The 16,515-nt window shown below is 59.1% G+C and carries 17 protein-coding genes; 5 read left to right on the top strand and 12 right to left on the bottom strand.

Features of this window, described 5'->3' with window-relative positions; all coding sequences use genetic code 11:
• Positions 1-104 precede the first annotated feature (104 nt).
• On the top strand, positions 105-311 hold the full coding sequence (rpsU, locus tag AC2FF7_RS00955) for a 30S ribosomal protein S21 (protein WP_005614280.1): 207 nt from the start codon (positions 105-107) through the stop codon (positions 309-311).
• A gap of 292 nt (positions 312-603) precedes the next feature.
• On the top strand, positions 604-1,575 hold the full coding sequence (locus tag AC2FF7_RS00950) for a CAP domain-containing protein (RefSeq protein ID WP_496905063.1): 972 nt from the start codon (positions 604-606) through the stop codon (positions 1,573-1,575).
• A gap of 51 nt (positions 1,576-1,626) precedes the next feature.
• Here the strand turns inward: AC2FF7_RS00950 and ppk2 are convergent, their stop codons facing one another.
• Positions 1,627-2,544 (bottom strand): polyphosphate kinase 2, encoded by a 918-nt coding sequence (ppk2, locus tag AC2FF7_RS00945; RefSeq protein WP_170353600.1) that lies wholly within the window; start codon positions 2,542-2,544, stop codon positions 1,627-1,629.
• Between the two features lie 219 nt (positions 2,545-2,763).
• Here ppk2 and AC2FF7_RS00940 point away from each other — a divergent pair, with 219 nt between their 5' ends.
• Positions 2,764-3,603 (top strand): CPBP family intramembrane glutamic endopeptidase, encoded by an 840-nt coding sequence (locus AC2FF7_RS00940; protein ID WP_496905062.1) that lies wholly within the window; start codon positions 2,764-2,766, stop codon positions 3,601-3,603.
• On the opposite strand, the gene AC2FF7_RS00935 is transcribed toward AC2FF7_RS00940, so the two are convergent.
• On the bottom strand, positions 3,604-4,062 hold the full coding sequence (locus AC2FF7_RS00935) for an Lrp/AsnC family transcriptional regulator (protein ID WP_170353602.1): 459 nt from the start codon (positions 4,060-4,062) through the stop codon (positions 3,604-3,606).
• A gap of 136 nt (positions 4,063-4,198) precedes the next feature.
• Here AC2FF7_RS00935 and ald point away from each other — a divergent pair, with 136 nt between their 5' ends.
• Positions 4,199-5,317, top strand: coding sequence for an alanine dehydrogenase (gene ald / locus AC2FF7_RS00930; RefSeq protein WP_209195400.1), 1,119 nt, complete (start codon positions 4,199-4,201; stop codon positions 5,315-5,317).
• Between the two features lie 190 nt (positions 5,318-5,507).
• Here the strand turns inward: ald and AC2FF7_RS00925 are convergent, their stop codons facing one another.
• Positions 5,508-6,269, bottom strand: a complete 762-nt coding sequence (locus tag AC2FF7_RS00925; RefSeq protein ID WP_174821823.1) for a mechanosensitive ion channel family protein — start codon at positions 6,267-6,269, stop codon at positions 5,508-5,510.
• Between the two features lie 262 nt (positions 6,270-6,531).
• Here AC2FF7_RS00925 and AC2FF7_RS00920 point away from each other — a divergent pair, with 262 nt between their 5' ends.
• Entirely contained in the window at positions 6,532-7,227 is a 696-nt protein-coding gene (locus AC2FF7_RS00920) for a glutathione S-transferase family protein (protein WP_496905061.1), read from the top strand.
• A gap of 44 nt (positions 7,228-7,271) precedes the next feature.
• Here the strand turns inward: AC2FF7_RS00920 and AC2FF7_RS00915 are convergent, their stop codons facing one another.
• The 9 genes from AC2FF7_RS00915 to AC2FF7_RS00875 form a co-directional block, all read right to left on the bottom strand.
• Positions 7,272-7,718 carry a YtoQ family protein gene (locus AC2FF7_RS00915; protein WP_170353606.1) on the bottom strand — a complete coding sequence of 149 codons (447 nt, stop codon included), beginning with the start codon at positions 7,716-7,718 and terminating at the stop codon, positions 7,272-7,274.
• Between the two features lie 68 nt (positions 7,719-7,786).
• Positions 7,787-10,183, bottom strand: coding sequence for a phenylalanine--tRNA ligase subunit beta (gene pheT / locus AC2FF7_RS00910; protein WP_480866764.1), 2,397 nt, complete (start codon positions 10,181-10,183; stop codon positions 7,787-7,789).
• Positions 10,184-10,261: 78 nt separating this feature from the next.
• On the bottom strand, positions 10,262-11,065 hold the full coding sequence (locus AC2FF7_RS00905; protein ID WP_496905060.1) for a CE1 family esterase: 804 nt from the start codon (positions 11,063-11,065) through the stop codon (positions 10,262-10,264).
• A 173-nt stretch (positions 11,066-11,238) separates the two neighbouring features.
• Complete coding sequence (locus tag AC2FF7_RS00900) at positions 11,239-11,790, bottom strand: hypothetical protein (RefSeq protein ID WP_496905059.1); 552 nt, start codon at positions 11,788-11,790, stop codon at positions 11,239-11,241.
• Positions 11,791-11,837: 47 nt separating this feature from the next.
• A complete protein-coding gene (pheS, locus tag AC2FF7_RS00895) occupies positions 11,838-12,911 on the bottom strand; it encodes a phenylalanine--tRNA ligase subunit alpha (protein WP_480866758.1) in 1,074 nt (357 codons plus the stop codon).
• Positions 12,912-12,981: 70 nt separating this feature from the next.
• The gene (locus AC2FF7_RS00890) at positions 12,982-14,352 is read right to left on the bottom strand and encodes a glutamate--cysteine ligase (protein WP_480866756.1); all 1,371 of its coding nucleotides are present in this window, start codon (positions 14,350-14,352) and stop codon (positions 12,982-12,984) included.
• A 64-nt stretch (positions 14,353-14,416) separates the two neighbouring features.
• Positions 14,417-14,944, bottom strand: a complete 528-nt coding sequence (locus AC2FF7_RS00885; RefSeq protein WP_480866754.1) for a hypothetical protein — start codon at positions 14,942-14,944, stop codon at positions 14,417-14,419.
• Complete coding sequence (locus AC2FF7_RS00880; RefSeq protein ID WP_480866753.1) at positions 14,941-15,789, bottom strand: GNAT family N-acetyltransferase; 849 nt, start codon at positions 15,787-15,789, stop codon at positions 14,941-14,943. The genes AC2FF7_RS00885 and AC2FF7_RS00880 overlap by 4 nt, the downstream gene beginning before the upstream one ends.
• Positions 15,786-16,511 (bottom strand): 16S rRNA (uracil(1498)-N(3))-methyltransferase, encoded by a 726-nt coding sequence (locus tag AC2FF7_RS00875; RefSeq protein WP_480866751.1) that lies wholly within the window; start codon positions 16,509-16,511, stop codon positions 15,786-15,788. Before AC2FF7_RS00875 ends, AC2FF7_RS00880 begins: the two co-directional genes overlap by 4 nt.
• Positions 16,512-16,515: the final 4 nt, after the last annotated feature.

The following is a 16,515-nucleotide window of genomic DNA, read 5'->3' as shown; positions in this document are numbered from 1 at the left end:
CTCCGGGTTCTGGCACCAGTACTAGACAAGTTAGAGCGGCTTTGCTATACGGCCACCTCCTGCAATTTCCTTGCAACTCTATCTAGAAAGGTGGTGACAACCACATGCAGGTTAGTGTTCGCGACAATAACGTCGATCAGGCGCTTCGTGCCCTGAAGAAAAAGCTGCAGCGCGAAGGCGTGTTCCGTGAAATGAAGCTCAAGCAACATTTCGAGAAACCGTCCGAGAAAAAAGCGCGCGAGAAAGCTGAAGCGATCCGCCGTGCCCGTAAACTGGCACGTAAGAAAGCACAGCGCGAAGGTTTGCTCTAAGCACCTGATGCTCGTCCAGCTTTGGATGACACTATTTGACGACCCCCGAGGCCCCGCCCGGGGGTTTGTCGTTTTTTAAGAGGGATTTCGCCAGTCCCGCCTCTTAGCGATCGCAACAACTCGCCGAGACATTGATCTGCCATTTTCTCGGCGTTATCCAGCGCGGCGAATCTCTGTTTCGGAGCGCCCTCCCGCCGAAATGCGCCGATCTTTCCGACCTCACTGTTCATGTCTTTTGCCGGCTCTCTAAGTGGGTCCGTCCATTCGGACACAACAACTTAAGGAGGCAAAAATGTCTGCAGCAAGTCAAGTAGAACGGGAAATGCTGGCGTTGATCAACCAAGAGCGTACGTCCCATGGCTTGGACCCATTACAGCTTGAAACGCAGCTCAACGATTCGTCGGAAGATCACAGCAGCTGGATGCTCGATACGGACACGTTCAGCCACACCGGGTCAGGCGGATCAAGCGCCACCCAGCGGATGCAGGCGGCCGGGTTCGATCTTGAAGGCAGTTGGCGAACTGGCGAGAATATAGCCTGGCAATCGGAACGCGGCGCGCCAGGGATCAGCGACGACATGGCGCAACTGCACCAAGGCCTGATGAACAGCCCCGGTCATCGCGCGAATATTCTGAACCCCGATTTCAAATACATCGGCATCGGTATCGAGACCGGCGATATGCAGGGATCTGACGCCGTGATCGTCACGCAGAACTTTGCCACAACTGATGCGGCAGTCATGCTGGACAGCGGCGGCACAGCCATGGCGCCTACCCCACCTGCAGAACCAGACCCCGCACAACCCGATACTGATGTGACCGAGACCGAAGACCCGGTCACCGAACAGCCGGACACTGACGTCACAGAAACTGACAATCCTTCTCCGGAGCAGCCGGATACTGACCTTACCGAAACCGACGACTCAGCCTCGGAGCAGCCGGGTACTGACGTCACCGACAACGGCGATCCGGCCCCTGAACAGCCGGACACCGAAGACGCTGATGCAGATTGCTTCGATGTTGCGGCTTTTCTTGCTGAACTAGACGCATTCATTCAGCAGCTAAAAGAAGATTTCGATCAATTCGCGTGGAATGATGACGACATGACCCCGCCTGAGACCCAGGGCGACATGGATTTCGTCATAGTAGATGAATCAGCCCCGGTTGCAGACGAACCAATCTGTCCCGAGATGACGTCTGGCGGAGCCGAAGACTTCTTTTCGCTCACCTTCGTCAACGTCGATTGCATGATGGACGCGGCCTGACGCGCCAACCTGATGCGAAGCAGATCGCTGCTTCGCATCCTTTCGGACCGATCAGTATATTTTTGGCACGTGCAATTCGTCTGGCAGAACACGGCGTTCGTATTCCGGGTTGTACTTGCGATCCGGCAGGTTGACCTTTTCCTGCGGTACATCCGTGTAGGGGATCTTGGTCAACAGGTGTTCGATACAGTTCAGACGCTCGCGCTTTTTGTCATTGCCTTCGACGATATACCATGGCGCTTCCGGAATGTTGGTGCGGAACAGCATGTCTTCTTTGGCCTTAGTGTAGGCCTCCCACCGGATACGAGATTCCAGATCCATCGGCGACAGCTTCCACTGCTTCATCGGATCGTGGATGCGCATGAGGAACCGCAACTGCTGCTCTTCATCGGTGATCGAGAACCAGTATTTCAGCAAAATGATGCCCGAACGTACCAGCATCCGTTCAAATTCGGGAACGTCCTGAAAGAACTGTTCAACCTGATCTTCGGTCGCAAAGCCCATGACCCGTTCGACACCCGCGCGATTGTACCATGACCGGTCGAACAGCACGATTTCGCCCGCTGCAGGCAGGTGCGGAACGTATCGCTGGAAATACCACTGGCTTTGTTCCCGACGGCTTGGCGCGGGCAGAGCAACGACACGCGCAACCCGTGGGTTCAGGCGCTGCGTGATCCGCTTGATCACGCCCCCCTTGCCCGCGCTGTCGCGACCTTCGAACAGGATACAAACCTTGGCCCCGGTATGCTGCACCCAATCCTGCACTTTGATCAACTCGGCCTGAAGACGCAGCAGGTTCCGGAAATAGACCTTGCGGTCCAGCATCTCGGGGTGCTGATCCTTGTAGATCTTGCGGATTTCCATCGACAACATGGGCTCGCTGAACTCGATCTCGAAATCTTCGTCCAGCGTGTCTTCCAGCTCGGCCTCAAGCCAGTCTTTCGAGGCGTCGTTATATTCGTCAGCCAAGGTCTGCTCCTTACAAATTCCCGGGTTCGGACCGTATCGGGCGCATGTAACCGCCTGATGTCATCGGATGAATTGATGAAGGTCTTTTCCTAAGCGTAACAGCTTACGGCGACAAGATCACTGTGACGCAAATCCGCAGCCCGTTCACTGTTGAACTGTCTTGCCAGAACGCGCCCAACCACGGCATCAAGGCGCAAACAGAACTGCAAAGGCGCGACTTTGACCCATTTTTTCGCATTGCTGCCCACGATCTGGCCGTGGCTTTTGCTGATCACCGCCATGGTCAGCACCGTGTCAGGCAAACAGGTTTTGGGTATAGGACTATTGGGGGTTTTCGGAGCGGTCTCGTTGACATTGGGGCTGGTTACGCCGATCGCCGCAGGGGTGGTCACTGTCGGTTTTGCAGGCGCGTTGATGCTGCGCAACCTGTCCGGGATGTGGGCCGCGCTTGGCCATGTTACACTCGTCATATGGTGCATCGCGCTCGGGGCGCATCTGGTCCCGGGATTTCACAACCCTCTGGTCCTTGATCAGGTTCAATCTGGCCCTTTAAGTCGCGATTTCACGATGTACTTGAACCTGGACAAGCCCATGGTGCTGTTCACCGTGGCTTTGGCGTGGCCCAGCATGATTGGTGGGGCTGTGGCACTGCGCAAATTCCCGTTGGCAGTTGGTTTCGCCTTGCTGCCTGCGCTGTTGGCAGTGGGTTCTGCCGTCAATGCCATCCGTCTCGAGATCAGCCTGCCCCATTGGTGGGTGATCTTCGTGCTGTCCAATCTCTTCCTGACCTGCCTGACGGAAGAGGTGTTTTTTCGCGGTTATTTGCAATCGTTGATATCTTCCCGTTTTGGCGCGGGTCTGGGGATAGCTGCTGCAAGCCTTCTGTTTGGTTTGGTTCACGTCGGCGGAGGACCGGCATTGGCAGGTTTCGCAGCTATTCTGGGCGCGGCTTGCGGGCTGGGTTATTATGCAACTGGGCGTCTGTGGGTTCCTGTCCTCATGCATTTCGGCTTCAACGCCGCGCACCTGGTACTGTTCACCTATCCCGGACCGGCCTGATCAAACCGGTAAGGCCGTGGTTTTGAACACGGTTCGGAGCGCAAACGAACTTTGCATCTGCGCCACTCCGGGTAGTCGCGACAAGTATTGCCGATGGATGCGGGCAAAGTCCTCGGTGTTTTCGGCGACGACTTTTAGGATGTAGTCCGCCGTTCCCGCCATAAGGTGACACTCCAAAACATCCGGAATTCGGGCAACGGCCTTTTCGAAGGCATCCAGAACCTCTTCGGCCTGTCCTTGCAATGTGATCTCGACAAAGACGGTCGTCGGCACGTTCATCTTGCGTGCATCCAACAGAGCAACGTAGTTGCGAATAAAGCCCTCGGATTCCAGCCGTTGCACCCGTCTGTGGCAGGCCGAAGGCGACAAATTGGCCTGTTCGGACAGTTCTGCATTCGACATCCGGCCGTTTCGTTGCAATGCCGCCAGAATCTTTCGATCCGTCGTATCAATGGCCATCTGCGCAATCCTTTTGCAAGTTTGGGTCAAAATACCGAAAATTTTTCGGAATTAAAGCGTTCACACGGGCAGAGTTTCACAGAAATTGCGCGCAAAGTTGCCCATTATTTAAGCAGTTTACAAACGGAGAGACCAAATGAAGATCGGTTGCCCCAAAGAAATCAAACCGCAGGAGTTCCGCGTCGGAATGACCCCGAACGCTGCGCAAGAAGCGGTCGCGCGCGGCCACGAGGTGATCATTGAAACCGGAGCCGGTCAGGGCTCGGGTTTTGACAATGCCGACTACGTCGCAGCCGGAGCGCGCATTGTCGACACCGCAGCCGAAGTTTTCGCCACTGCCGACATGATCGTCAAAGTCAAAGAACCGCAGGCAGGCGAACGCAAGATGCTGCGCGAGGGACAGCTGCTGTTTACCTATCTGCACCTTGCCCCGGACCCAGACCAGACCCATGACCTGCTTGCTTCGGGTTGTACGGCTATCGCGTACGAGACTGTAACGGACGCCAATGGGGGGCTGCCTTTGCTTGCACCCATGTCCGAGGTTGCAGGTCGCCTCGCCCCGCAGGTCGGGTCGTGGACCCTGCAGAAGGCCAATGGCGGGCGCGGTGTTCTGATGGGCGGCGTTCCCGGAGTTGGTCCGGCGAAAGTTGTTGTCATTGGCGGTGGTGTCGTGGGAACACATGCAGCCAAGATCGCCGCGGGGATGGGGGCAGACGTGACGGTTCTTGACCGGTCGCTGCCGCGCCTGCGCTATCTGGATGACGTGTTTGGCGGGACGTTCAAGAACCAATACTCGACAGCCGGCGCAACGGCCGAGCTGATCCAATCCGCCGACATGGTGATCGGCGCGGTGCTGATCCCCGGTGCGGCTGCGCCAAAGCTGGTGACCCGCGCGCAACTTTCTACCATGAAACCCGGAGCAGTCCTTGTCGACGTTGCGATCGATCAGGGTGGGTGTTTTGAGACGTCGAAAGCGACGACCCATGCCGAACCGATCTATGATGTTGATGGCATCATGCACTATTGCGTCGCCAACATGCCCGGAGCTGTCGCCCGTACATCGACCATCGCGCTTGGCAACGCCACCATGCCCTTCATGCTGGCGTTGGCCGACAAAGGCTGGAAACAGGCCTGTCAGGACGACCCTCATCTGATGGCCGGACTGAACGTACATGCGGGTAAGCTGACCTACTACGCCGTCGGCAAAGCTCTTGGGATCGACGTGGTGTCCCCCAACGTCGTCATCAAGGCCTAAGATACTCCCGCCCCTGAAAGCGCACTCTGACGAGTGCGTTTACAGCGTTGGGCGCAGCGCCGCGCTGATCGCGCGGCGCGGTCGAACCTCTGACCAACGTTGCAACAAACGAAAAGGCGCCGCGCGATCAGCGCGGCGCTGGGCCCAACCGGAAAAAGGCATTTCAATGCCCGTATGACGGGCGGGAGCGTTACGCCTGTTTTTGGATCTCGACCGAATGCGGATAGGGAATCGAGACACCCTTGGCATCGAACGCTTCTTTAACGGCTTTCGTGATTTCAAACCTCACGTCCCAATAATCTGCAGTGGCGCACCACAGCCGCGCCGTCAGATCAACCGAGCTGTCGCCCAGATTGGTCACGCGCACCCAAGGCTCGGGATCGTTGTGAATACGCTCATCGGCCTTGGCCACATCCAGAATGATCTGCATCGCCTGATCTGCGCTGTCGCCGTAATCAATCCCGAAAACCAGGTCCACGCGTCGCGTGTCATGTGCCGAGTAGTTGGTGATAACCGTTCCCCATGCCTGACCGTTTGGCACGATGATCTGCACATTATCCGGCGTTACCAATTCGGTCGTGAACAGGTTCAGGTCTTGCACTGTCCCTGCAGTACCGCCGATATCCACATACTGACCCAGCTTGTAAGGCCGGAACACCACCAGCATCACGCCCGCCGCCAGATCGCTGAGCGTCCCTTGCAGCGCCAGACCGATGGCCAGTGATGCCGCACCCAAAATGGCAACAATACTTGTGGCCTCAATCCCGAAAATCCCTAGAACGGCAACCAGAACCATCGCCAGGATAGCCCATTTCACTAGGCTGGCCATAAAGTTGCCTAGGGTCGGGTCAATCTGCGGGGTGGCGTTAATGCGCCGGCGCACCATACCGCCTATCGCACCGGCCACGATCCAGCCCAAAATCAGAACAATCAGTGCCTTGACTGCATTCATGATAAGCGGAGCAAACGCCCCTACCTGAGTTACGACCTCGTCCACGCGCTTCTCCTTCTGCTAGCTATGCAAAACCCGCGACACGCGCGCGGGATGCACAAGATTGTGAGCGAGAATACCGCTCTGGTCTAGGTGCGGAATGAACCGGTTTTCCCCTCTGTTGTGAAATGCACAAGAACTGACCGGGAATGCACAGGTGCTCTACTGGTAACACATTTGGCCAGTGCTTACTTCAATTCGGAACCGCATTCAGGAGCGCACCATGCTTGACACCTCAACTCATCCAATTACCTGCCGCTGGCCTGCCCAGACACCCGACAGGTTGCAGCTTTATTCCTATCCAACGCCAAACGGTGTCAAAGTTTCGATCATGCTGGAAGAGATCGGCATTCCCTATGAAGCGCATCTGGTCACGCTGGCGGATTCAGATGTTAAAAGCCCGGAGTTCCTGTCCCTGAATCCAAACAACAAAATTCCTGCGATTATTGACCCCAACGGCCCGGATGGCGAGGCTGTATCCCTGTTCGAGAGCGGCGCAATCCTGCTATATCTGGCAGAGAAAAGCGATCAGTTGATGGGCGCGACCGCAGCGGACAAAGCCCGCGTGACACAATGGCTGATGTTCCAGATGGGTGGTCTTGGCCCGATGTTCGGACAGCTTGGCTATTTCCACAAATTCGCCGGTAGCGAGATCGAAGACCCTCGCCCCCGCGAACGCTACATCAACGAAGCTAAGCGCTTGCTTAATGTGCTAAACACACAGCTTGAAGGGCAGGAATGGATCGCGGGCAGCTATTCAATTGCCGATATCGCCATTGTACCGTGGCTGCGAGGCTTGGACTATTACGGTGTGAAAGAGCTGCTTGGATGGTCTGATTTCGCCAACCTTCAGCCATACGTGGACCGCTTTCTGGACCGCCCAGCGGTCCAGCGCGGATTGGGTTATTCCTGCGACTAGCTAAGGCAGATCCGGGGCGAGGCATTGCCCCGCCCCATCTACCGCTATCCGGGCAGTTGCCCGGTCAGAACATAGCGCAGAACCTCGACTACCTGCGCCGGGTGCTCGGCCACGGCCAGAGCTGCGGCGTCGACCTCTTTCAGCGCGTGCTGATGGTCGGGGCCGTGCAGCACGATCAGGGACTTGCCCAGAGCGGCAGCGTACCCTGCGTCGAAGGCCGCATTCCACTGCTTGTATTTCTCGCCAAAGCGGACCACGACCACATCCGCATCCGCGATCCCCTTACGGGTGCGGATCGCGTTGACCATCGCGCCCTTGTGATCGTGCCAGTATTTGTTCGGCTCAGCCCCCAGAATGGCCACACCGCAATCGTCACTGGCCGCGTGGTCGGTCACCGGGCTGTTAAAGGTGATTTCCAGCCCCTGCGCGCCTTCGATGATCTGGTCGCGCCAATCGGTGTGAATCTCGCCCGAGAGGTAAACGTTCAGCATGTCTTGTTCCTCCTGAAATGAAAAAGGGGCGCGTCCGGCCCCTTTGTCTTGTTAGCTTGTCGCGCCAATCAGCCGCGCAGAACGCCGCCCGTGGCCTTGGACACTTTGGCGATGATCTTCTGACCAACCGCCTCGATATCCTCTTCCTTGAGGGTCTTGTCCGTCGGTTGCAGACGCACGGTGATGGCCAGCGATTTCTTGCCCTCACCCAGGCTGCCACCGATGAATTCATCGAACACGCGTACATCGTCGATCAGCGCCTTATCCGCGCCTGCTGCCGCGTTCACCAAGGTCAGAGCTTCGACATCCGCATCAACCACAAAGGCAAAGTCACGTTCCACCGCCTGCAGATCGCGCAGTTCAAGCGCCGCGCGGGTGGCCCCGGATTTGCGCGGCAGGGGCACTTCGTCCGGCCAGATGGTAAAGGCCATCGCCGGACCCTTGATATCCAGCGCTTGCAGGATGCGCGGGTGCAGTTCACCAAACACGCCCAGCACCTTTTTCGGACCCAGACAGATTTTGCCATGACGGCCCGGATGCCACCACGCATCACCATCGCGCAGGACCTGCACCTTCGCGGGCGCTCCGATCGCGGCCAGTACGGCCTCGGCATCGGCTTTGACGTCAAACACATCTACCGCGCGCGCGGCCCCGTGCACATCTTTGGGACCATCGCGGCCCACCAGCAGACCAGTGATCTGGGTTTTCTGGTTGCCGGGCTCACCGCCGTGGAAAACAGGGCCAACCTCGAACAGGGCAACATCGGCAAAGCCGCGCGCCTGATTGCGGGCGGCCGCCTGCAGCAGGCCGGGCAGCAGATCGGGGCGCATATGGCTCATTTCCGAGGAAATCGGGTTTTCCAGTTGCGTCGCGGCATCGCCGCCCCCGAACAGGGCCGCCGAGGCCTTATCAATGAAGGTATAGGACACACATTCATTGTAGCCCAGCGCCGCACAAGTCCGGCGGGCCATCGACTGACGGCGCTGCGTCGGTGTCATCACCGCCTTGGGGATGCCATCGGTCACTCGCGGCAGCGGTTTGCCCTGCAGCTTGGTCAGCGAGGCAATCCGCGCGACCTCTTCCACCAGATCGGCCTCGCCCATGACATCGGGGCGCCAGCTGGGCACATGGGCCATCTCTCCTTCAAGGCGGAAACCCAGACGGGTCAGGGTCTGGCGCTGTTCGCTTTCGGGTATGTCCATCCCGACCAGCGACTGCACCCGCGCCGCATCCAGCTTGTAGGCGCGCGCGTGGTTCGGGGCCTTACCGGCCTCGACAACCGAGGATACCTCGCCGCCGCAGATATCCAGAATCATCTGCGTCGCCTGCTCCAGCCCTTCGCGGGTGAATTGCGGGTCAACGCCGCGTTCAAAGCGGTAACGCGCGTCCGAGTTAATCTTCAGAGCGCGGCCCGTCAGGGCGATCTGCACGTGATCCCAGAAGGCGCTTTCAAGGAAGACATTGATCGTCTCATCGGTACAGCCGGTTTCCTCGCCGCCCATGATACCCGCGATGGATTCCGCGCCCTTGTCGTCCGAGATCACCATCATACCGCGCTGCAGGGTGTATTCCTTCTCATCCAGCGCCACCAGCGTTTCACCACCCTTGGCGCGGTGAACCCGCAGGTTGCCCTGCACCTTATCCGCATCAAACACGTGCAGCGGGCGGTTCTGGTCAAAGGTCATGTAGTTGGTGATATCCACCAACGCCGAAATGGGACGCAGACCGATGGCTTTCAACTGATCCTGCAGCCATTGCGGGCTGGGGCCGTTCTTGACGCCCCGGATTACACGACCGGTGAAATGCGGCGCGCCGTCCAGGGTGTCGTCGTCAATCGTCACCTTGATCGGGCATTCGAAATCCCCCGGCACTGGCGCGTGGATATGCTCTTTCAACGTACCCACACCGCGCGCTGCCAGATCACGTGCGATGCCAGCCACACCCAACGCATCGGGGCGGTTCGGCGTGATCGCAATCTCGATCATCGGATCGACCTTGGACGGGTCATTCTCGGCCAACCAGTCGACGAAGCGATCACCGACCTCGCCCGAGGGCAGTTCGATAATGCCATCATGCTCGTCCGACAGCTCCAACTCGCGCTCTGAGGCCATCATGCCAAAGCTTTCGACGCCCCGGATCTTGCCGACGCTGATGGTGATATCCAGACCGGGGATATACATGCCCGGTTTGCAAACCACGACAGTGATGCCTTCGCGCGCGTTGGGCGCGCCGCAAATGATCTGCAGATCGCCCTCGTCGGTTTCCACTGTGCAGACCCGCAGTTTGTCGGCGTCGGGATGCTTTTCCGCGTGTTTCACATGGCCCAGCGTAAAGCCTGCCAGCCGGTCCGCCGGGTTCACGATCTCTTCGACCTCTAGCCCGAGGTCGGTCAGCGCCTCGGCGATCTCATCAACCGACGCGTCCGTGTCGAGGTGGTCTTTCAGCCAGGACAGAGTGAATTTCATTGCTCGGGGCCTTTTTTGGCAAACATCCAGTCGGCACAGGCAATGACAAAGAATGCGCCAAGGTGCAAGCGCTGCGCGTCACGGATAGGTGGGGGTGCGGCCCAAAAGCTCATCCAATTGCCGCCCGATCCAGCCATGGGGGATAAAATGCCCGCCCGGATGGGTGTCCAGCGTCACTTGCCCGCGCGCGCAATCGGTCCACTCCACTCGGCTGAGGGTCAGGATCGGCACCACGCTCCAATCGCCGCGCGGGGTGGCATCGTGGCACTCATACGCCGCCCGCCACAGCGCCACCGGGTAGGTCGTGTCCCCATTGAAGCCATAAGGGAAATCCATCACCGTATCGCTGAGGCCGTGTACATGGCGCGCCTCACGCGGGGCTTCGGGGCAGTCTTCGGTCTGGCGGATGCTGCCTGCAACAGCGAGCAGCGCGGCAATGTCATTGCCCGACTGGCACACATAGCGCCACGCCATCGCGCCGCCAAAGGAATACCCCGAGACGTAGATACGTTCAGGATCAACCGGATAGCGATTGGCCACATCCTCCAGCACCGCATCGGCAAAGGGAACGTCACGCGTGTCCGATGTCCAGAAGTCCCAGCTTTTGCCCAAGCCGTTGGGGGCCACCAGCAACACGCCGCGCAGTTTTGTGGCCCCGGCGATGCGCTGATGGTTCACCACCACAGTACCCTGCCGCGCCCAGCCGTGGAAATGCAGCAACACGGGCAGAGGCGTTTCGCCGTCCCACCCCTCAGGCTCAAGCACATGATACGAGCGGTCGCCGAGCTCGCAGGCGGTGTCGCCATGGCAATCGGTTTTCCACGGACCCATGGCGAGTGCAGGGGTGGCGGTCATCAGCAGGAAAAGCAGTCGGTAAATCATAGGCCGGAGCCTAGCCGCCTGACGCGGACTGTCACGTCACAACCGTGTGGGAAACTGTAACACGCGCAGATTTCGGCCCTCCGGACAGAACGCAAGCTGCGCTATCGCCAGACCGCGGGATGGCGGTCTGGCGATAGCGCGGCGGCCTATCGGCCTTTGCTCCGCGCACATTCTCACTGCAACTCTTGGTACCTAACAAATGCAGTCAGCTTAGCTTTCAACGTTTCGACCGCTTCAAGTTGCCTAATCCCAAGTGGGTCATACTTTTCAGAGTAACTTCCCCACATATCGCCTCTAAGCCTTCGATACATCTTCCGCGTATCGTCATCTTCTTCACCGCTCACATTTGGCCGATCGTGGAGCATTTCAATCGCTACGATCGTTTTATGTCTAACGTCGAATAGTACATCGACCGCTTTATCAACCTCGTCGACACCCAATAATGCGTGCGCTCGAATACTCAGCCGCCTGAGTTCGTTGAAGCTATCTGCATACTCGTGGAAGCGTTCCACCCTTCTTTGATAAACGTAGCTTCGGTTGTGCAGTTCTGTCTCTGGAATGCTATCAAACGGGCTGCGTAACCCACGTAAAACATCCGAAATTTCCAATGCCACTGCCAGCAAGCTTTCCGCAACGCCTGACTTTTTCGTAACTAAGTCTTGTTCGCGCCAAGCATGGAGCTGATTGTAGGCAACCCATACACCGCCCGCGACAGCAAACATCATTCCGAGTTGGGAGACTGCAGCAATTCCCTCGAAAATGCTAGTTGAGCTCACCGCGACAAGCCACCATGCAGGTTCGGCATATCCAGCGCCGCGAACCCATAGTGGCGCAACCAACGCAGATCGCTATCAAAGAACGCCCGCAAATCCGGAATGCCGTATTTCAGCATCGCCAGACGGTCGATGCCGATCCCGAACGCGAAACCCTGATACACCTCGGGGTCGATGCCACCGGCGGCGATCACCTTCGGGTGGACCATGCCGGAACCCAGAATCTCCATCCAGTCGTCGCCCTCGCCGATCTTCAGCTGGCCGTTATCCCAAGAACAGCGGATATCGACCTCGGCCGAGGGCTCGGTGAAGGGGAAGTGCGAGGCGCGGAAGCGCAGCTCGACGTCGTCGACCTCGAAGAAGGCTTTCACGAACTCTTCCAGAACCCATTTCAGGTTCGCCATCGAGATGTCCTTGTCGATGGCCAGTCCTTCGACCTGATGGAACATCGGCGTGTGGGTCTGGTCATAGTCGGCGCGATACACACCGCCCGGACAGATCACGCGGATCGGCGCGCCCTGTTTCTCCATCGAGCGGATCTGTACCGGAGACGTATGGGTACGCAGCACATGCGGCGGACGGTCGTCACCTTCGGCGCGGTGCATGTAGAACGTGTCCATCTCGGCCCGCGCGGGGTGGTGGCCGGGGATGTTCAGGGCGTCGAAATTATACCAGTCGTCCTCGATCCGGGGCCCTTCAGCCACCGAGAAGCCCAGTTCGGCGAAGATCGCGGTCAGTTCCTCGGTCGCCTGGCTGATCGGGTGGATCGAGCCCTGACGGCGCGAACGGGTCGGCAAGGTAACGTCCAGCCATTCGGTGCGCAGACGTTCATCCAGCGCGGCATCGGCTAGCGCGGATTTTTTGGCGGCCAGCGCCGAGTTAATCTCATCCTTCAGAGCGTTCAGCGCGGGGCCTGCAACCTGGCGTTCCTCGGGGGTCATTTTGCCCAGCTCGCGCATCTTCAGCGCGACCTCGCCTTTTTTGCCCACGGCGGCGACACGGATCGCCTCAAGCGCGCTCTCGTCGCCCGCTTCGGCGATTTGGCCCAGATATTTTGCCTTAAGATCGTCCATGACGCCCTCTGAATTTGGTCGCCAACCTGCTATCGGCCCCGCCCCGCGAATGCAAGCGGGACGGTGCTGATCAATAGCTGTATTCGGGATAAATCCGGGTCAGATCGCCATTCCAGTCGCCATTGTAGTGATCCAGCAACTCATCGGCGGGGACTTTCCCTGTGTCGATGCTTTCTTTTAGCGCGTTCAGGAAATGCGTCTCGTCCGGCACCAGACCGCCCGCACCGGGGAATGCGCGGGATTTCAGACCAGCCTCAGAGATCGCCACGACTTCGCGCGCCAAATCGTGCATGTTGATGCCGCCAACCTGCGCCTGAAGACCCTGAAAGGCAGCCTGAACGCGCAGTTCCTCGCGGGTGTCCGCGTCCCAGCCTTTGACCAGATCCCACGCCGCATCGAGCGCGCCCTGATCATAGGTAAGGCCCACCCAAAAGGCAGGCAGCGCGCACAGGCGGCGCCACGGGCCGCCATCGGCGCCGCGCATCTCCATATATTTCTTGATGCGGGCCTCGGGGAAAGCGGTGGTCAGGTGGTCGGCCCAATCAGACAGCGTCGGGGTTTCACCGGGCAGCGCGGGCAGTTTGCCCTGCAGGAAGTCGCGGAAGGACATGCCCAGCGCGTTGATATACTGCCCGTCGCGATAGACGAAATACATCGGCACATCGAGCGCGTATTGGACATAGCGTTCGAACCCAAAGCCCTCTTCGAACACAAACGGCAACATGCCCGTCCGCGCATCATCCAGATGCCGCCAGATATGGCTGCGCCAGCTTTTCTGGCCGTTGGGCTTGCCTTCGAAGAACGGCGAATTGGCAAACAGCGCCGTCGCCACCGGCTGCAGGGCCAGCGCGACACGTAGTTTCTGGACCATGTCGGCCTCGGACCCAAAGTCGATATTGACCTGAACAGTACAGGTGCGCCGCATCATGGCGCGGCCCATGGTGCCGACCTTTTCCATGTAGTCGTTCATCAGCCGATAGCGACCCTTGGGCATCAACGGCATCTCGTCATGGGTCCAGATCGGAGCCGCACCCAGACCGATGAAGCCCACGCCGATCTCATCGGCGATATCCTTCACCTCGCGCAGGTGGGTGTTCACCTCATCGCAGGTCTCGTGGATCGTCTCCAGCGGAGCACCCGATAGTTCCAGGGCACCGCCGGGTTCCAGGCTGACATTCGCGCCGTCCTTTTCCAGACCGATCAGGTTGTCGCCCTCGCGCACTTCGGCCCAGCCATGGCGGTCGCGCAGACCCTCAAGCACCGCAACAATGGAACGCTTGCCCTCGAACGGCAGCGGTTTCAGCGTGTCCTTGCAATAGCCGAACTTTTCATGCTCGGTCCCGATGCGCCAATCGGCTTTGGGCTTGCAGCCCGATTCCAGATATTCCGCTAGCTGTTCGTGGCGTTCGATCGGCCCGCCGCCGGACTGGGGGATGGACATGAACCGCTCTCCGATCCTGATGTGTCTGTCTTTGGGTCAGTCGTGGGGGGAAATGCCGCCAGTGTCAATGCAGCCGCAGATGCGCCGGGCGCATCGGGCGCTTTTCCCAGATCACCACGGGATGCACTGCACCGCCGTTCAGTTCGGCCAGCATTTGCTCGGTTTTCAGCCCCGGCAGGTTCGAGAACACATCAAACAGCGCCTCTGCACCTTCGGCATTCACGGGAATGTGAAGCGTTGGCTGACCCGGCTGAGACAGCACCCAATGCGCCGGGTTCGAGGTCGGGTCTAGCGCCAGCCGTTCGATCTCGCGTGCGGCGACCATGCCGCCGTCCAGCGGGCCCAGATAGGTAATCTGCCCTTCGTCGATGGTGACAACTCCGGGACCACCCGCGCCAGTGCGAAACCGCGCGCGTTGTACACCGATCACAGTCAAAGCCATAGAGACAACGACCAATACCCAGCCCATCCAGCCCAGCAATCCGCCGGGGCCGCTGATCCAGCTAAGGCCAACTAGCAGGACGGCCACGGCAGCCAACACTTCGCGCCAGCGCCACAGGGCCAGTTTGGCTTCGGGTCGGATAAAGCTCATGCCGGGTCCTTTGGGTTTTTGAACAGGATCAGTGAAAACTGCCCTGCCGGTTTGAATCCAATAGCCATATAGGCACGCGCTGCGGAATCAGAAGCCGCAAACAGAACGGCACGGGACACACCACTGGCGTTTGCCTCAAGCAGATGCAACCCAACCGCCAAGCGGGCATACCCCCGCCCACGCAGTTCGGGCGGGGTATAGACCCCTCCGATCTGGACAACGTCAGGCAAGCGTGCGTTGAACCCGGTCATGGCCACGGGCTGCCCGTCGATCAGCAATATTCGATGTGAGTTACGCTGGGTATAAGCGACAAAGTCCTTACGCGCCTGTTTGCGTGCGCGGGCGGGATCGAAATCCATCGCCTCGATCAAATAGTCGGTCCGCCAGCCTTCGGCAATGTCCCCGTAAAACCCGCTTAAGGGTTCCAGCATAGCGCCCGTCGTGTCCGGCACGACAAGCTGTGTCAGGTCCAGCGTAAAGCCCGGTTCATCACTGTTGAGCGTCGCGGGTCTGCCGGCCCATCCCGCCATCTGCATGATACGCCGCGCCTGAGCCGCCTCGGCGGCGATGCCGAACAAGGGGCGCCCCCGGATCAGGTCAATCGCGGCCATAAGCTCGTCATCAGAACAGTCCGGGCACTGGGTCAGGACCATGCCCTCATTCGTGATCGCGAAGACCGCGCGCGGGCCGTCACCCAAAGTCCAGACGTTCAAAGCACGAGGGTCCGTGCCCCTCAAACCAAAATCCCGCAGATTGGCCAGAGGAAACATCGAGGTCTGAATGTGGTCGGACAAAAACCGGGTGATGCGCGGCACGTCCTCTTGTTGGGCCTGTTGCCAGCTCATGACCAATCCCCCAGTGCCAGCTGCCACATGGTCAGTGCCGCCACCGCTGCTGTATCCGCGCGCAGAATACGTGGCCCAAGGCTGACCACGTGTGCGTAGGGAAGACCAGACAAGCGGGCCCGTTCGCGATCCGAAAACCCACCCTCGGGCCCGATGAGAATGGCCCAGGGCTGGCCCGTTTCATTGGCTGCCAATCGCAGGGCCGACCCAACTTCTGCCTCGTCGCAGAACATCAGTTGTCGGTCTTCTGGCCACGCATCCAGCACGCGATCAAGCCGCTGCAGATCGGAAACCTCGGGCACGTAAGTTCCGCCGCATTGCTCAGCCGCCTCAACGGCATGCGCCTGAAGGCGGTCTTGGCGGATACGCTCGGAATTAGTGAATTCAGTCTGCACGGGCAGGATACGCGTAGCCCCCATCTCGGCTGCTTTTTCGACAATGAAATCGGTGCGCGCCTTTTTGATCGGCGCAAACAGGAACCACAGATCGGGCGGCATTTGCAATGGTTTGGTCTGGCGGGCGCAGGACAGCACGCCGCCACGCTTGCCCGCCTCGGCCACGTCGGCAAGCCACTCGCCATCCTGGCCGTTAAACAGAGCCACCTGCCCGCCCACGGCCAGCCGCATGACGCCAAACAGGTAGTGGGCCTGATCACGCGTCAAAGGAACCGATTGCCCCGGACCCAAAGGGTGCTCTACATACAGTCTGATCTTTGCACTCATGAGA

This window comes from Ruegeria sp. YTSC325 (assembly GCF_059609525.1).
The sequence above is the reverse complement of the archived record's forward strand: the minus strand, read 5'-3'. Positions and strand labels throughout refer to the sequence as shown.

Bases quoted from the DNA above. Each gene is read 5' to 3' on its own strand.
- rpsU (WP_005614280.1), top strand. From the start codon at position 105: ATGCAGGTTAGTGTTCGCGACAATAACGTCGATCAGGCGCTTCGTGCC.
- AC2FF7_RS00950 (WP_496905063.1), top strand. From the start codon at position 604: ATGTCTGCAGCAAGTCAAGTAGAACGGGAAATGCTGGCGTTGATCAAC.
- AC2FF7_RS00935 (WP_170353602.1), bottom strand. From the start codon at position 4,062: ATGGCCATTGATACGACGGATCGAAAGATTCTGGCGGCATTGCAACGA.
- ald (WP_209195400.1), top strand. From the start codon at position 4,199: ATGAAGATCGGTTGCCCCAAAGAAATCAAACCGCAGGAGTTCCGCGTC.
- AC2FF7_RS00925 (WP_174821823.1), bottom strand. From the start codon at position 6,269: ATGAATGCAGTCAAGGCACTGATTGTTCTGATTTTGGGCTGGATCGTG.
- AC2FF7_RS00920 (WP_496905061.1), top strand. From the start codon at position 6,532: ATGCTTGACACCTCAACTCATCCAATTACCTGCCGCTGGCCTGCCCAG.
- AC2FF7_RS00915 (WP_170353606.1), bottom strand. From the start codon at position 7,718: ATGCTGAACGTTTACCTCTCGGGCGAGATTCACACCGATTGGCGCGAC.
- pheT (WP_480866764.1), bottom strand. From the start codon at position 10,183: ATGAAATTCACTCTGTCCTGGCTGAAAGACCACCTCGACACGGACGCG.
- AC2FF7_RS00905 (WP_496905060.1), bottom strand. From the start codon at position 11,065: ATGATTTACCGACTGCTTTTCCTGCTGATGACCGCCACCCCTGCACTC.
- AC2FF7_RS00900 (WP_496905059.1), bottom strand. From the start codon at position 11,790: ATGATGTTTGCTGTCGCGGGCGGTGTATGGGTTGCCTACAATCAGCTC.
- pheS (WP_480866758.1), bottom strand. From the start codon at position 12,911: ATGGACGATCTTAAGGCAAAATATCTGGGCCAAATCGCCGAAGCGGGC.
- AC2FF7_RS00890 (WP_480866756.1), bottom strand. From the start codon at position 14,352: ATGTCCATCCCCCAGTCCGGCGGCGGGCCGATCGAACGCCACGAACAG.
- AC2FF7_RS00885 (WP_480866754.1), bottom strand. From the start codon at position 14,944: ATGAGCTTTATCCGACCCGAAGCCAAACTGGCCCTGTGGCGCTGGCGC.
- AC2FF7_RS00880 (WP_480866753.1), bottom strand. From the start codon at position 15,789: ATGAGCTGGCAACAGGCCCAACAAGAGGACGTGCCGCGCATCACCCGG.
- AC2FF7_RS00875 (WP_480866751.1), bottom strand. From the start codon at position 16,511: ATGAGTGCAAAGATCAGACTGTATGTAGAGCACCCTTTGGGTCCGGGG.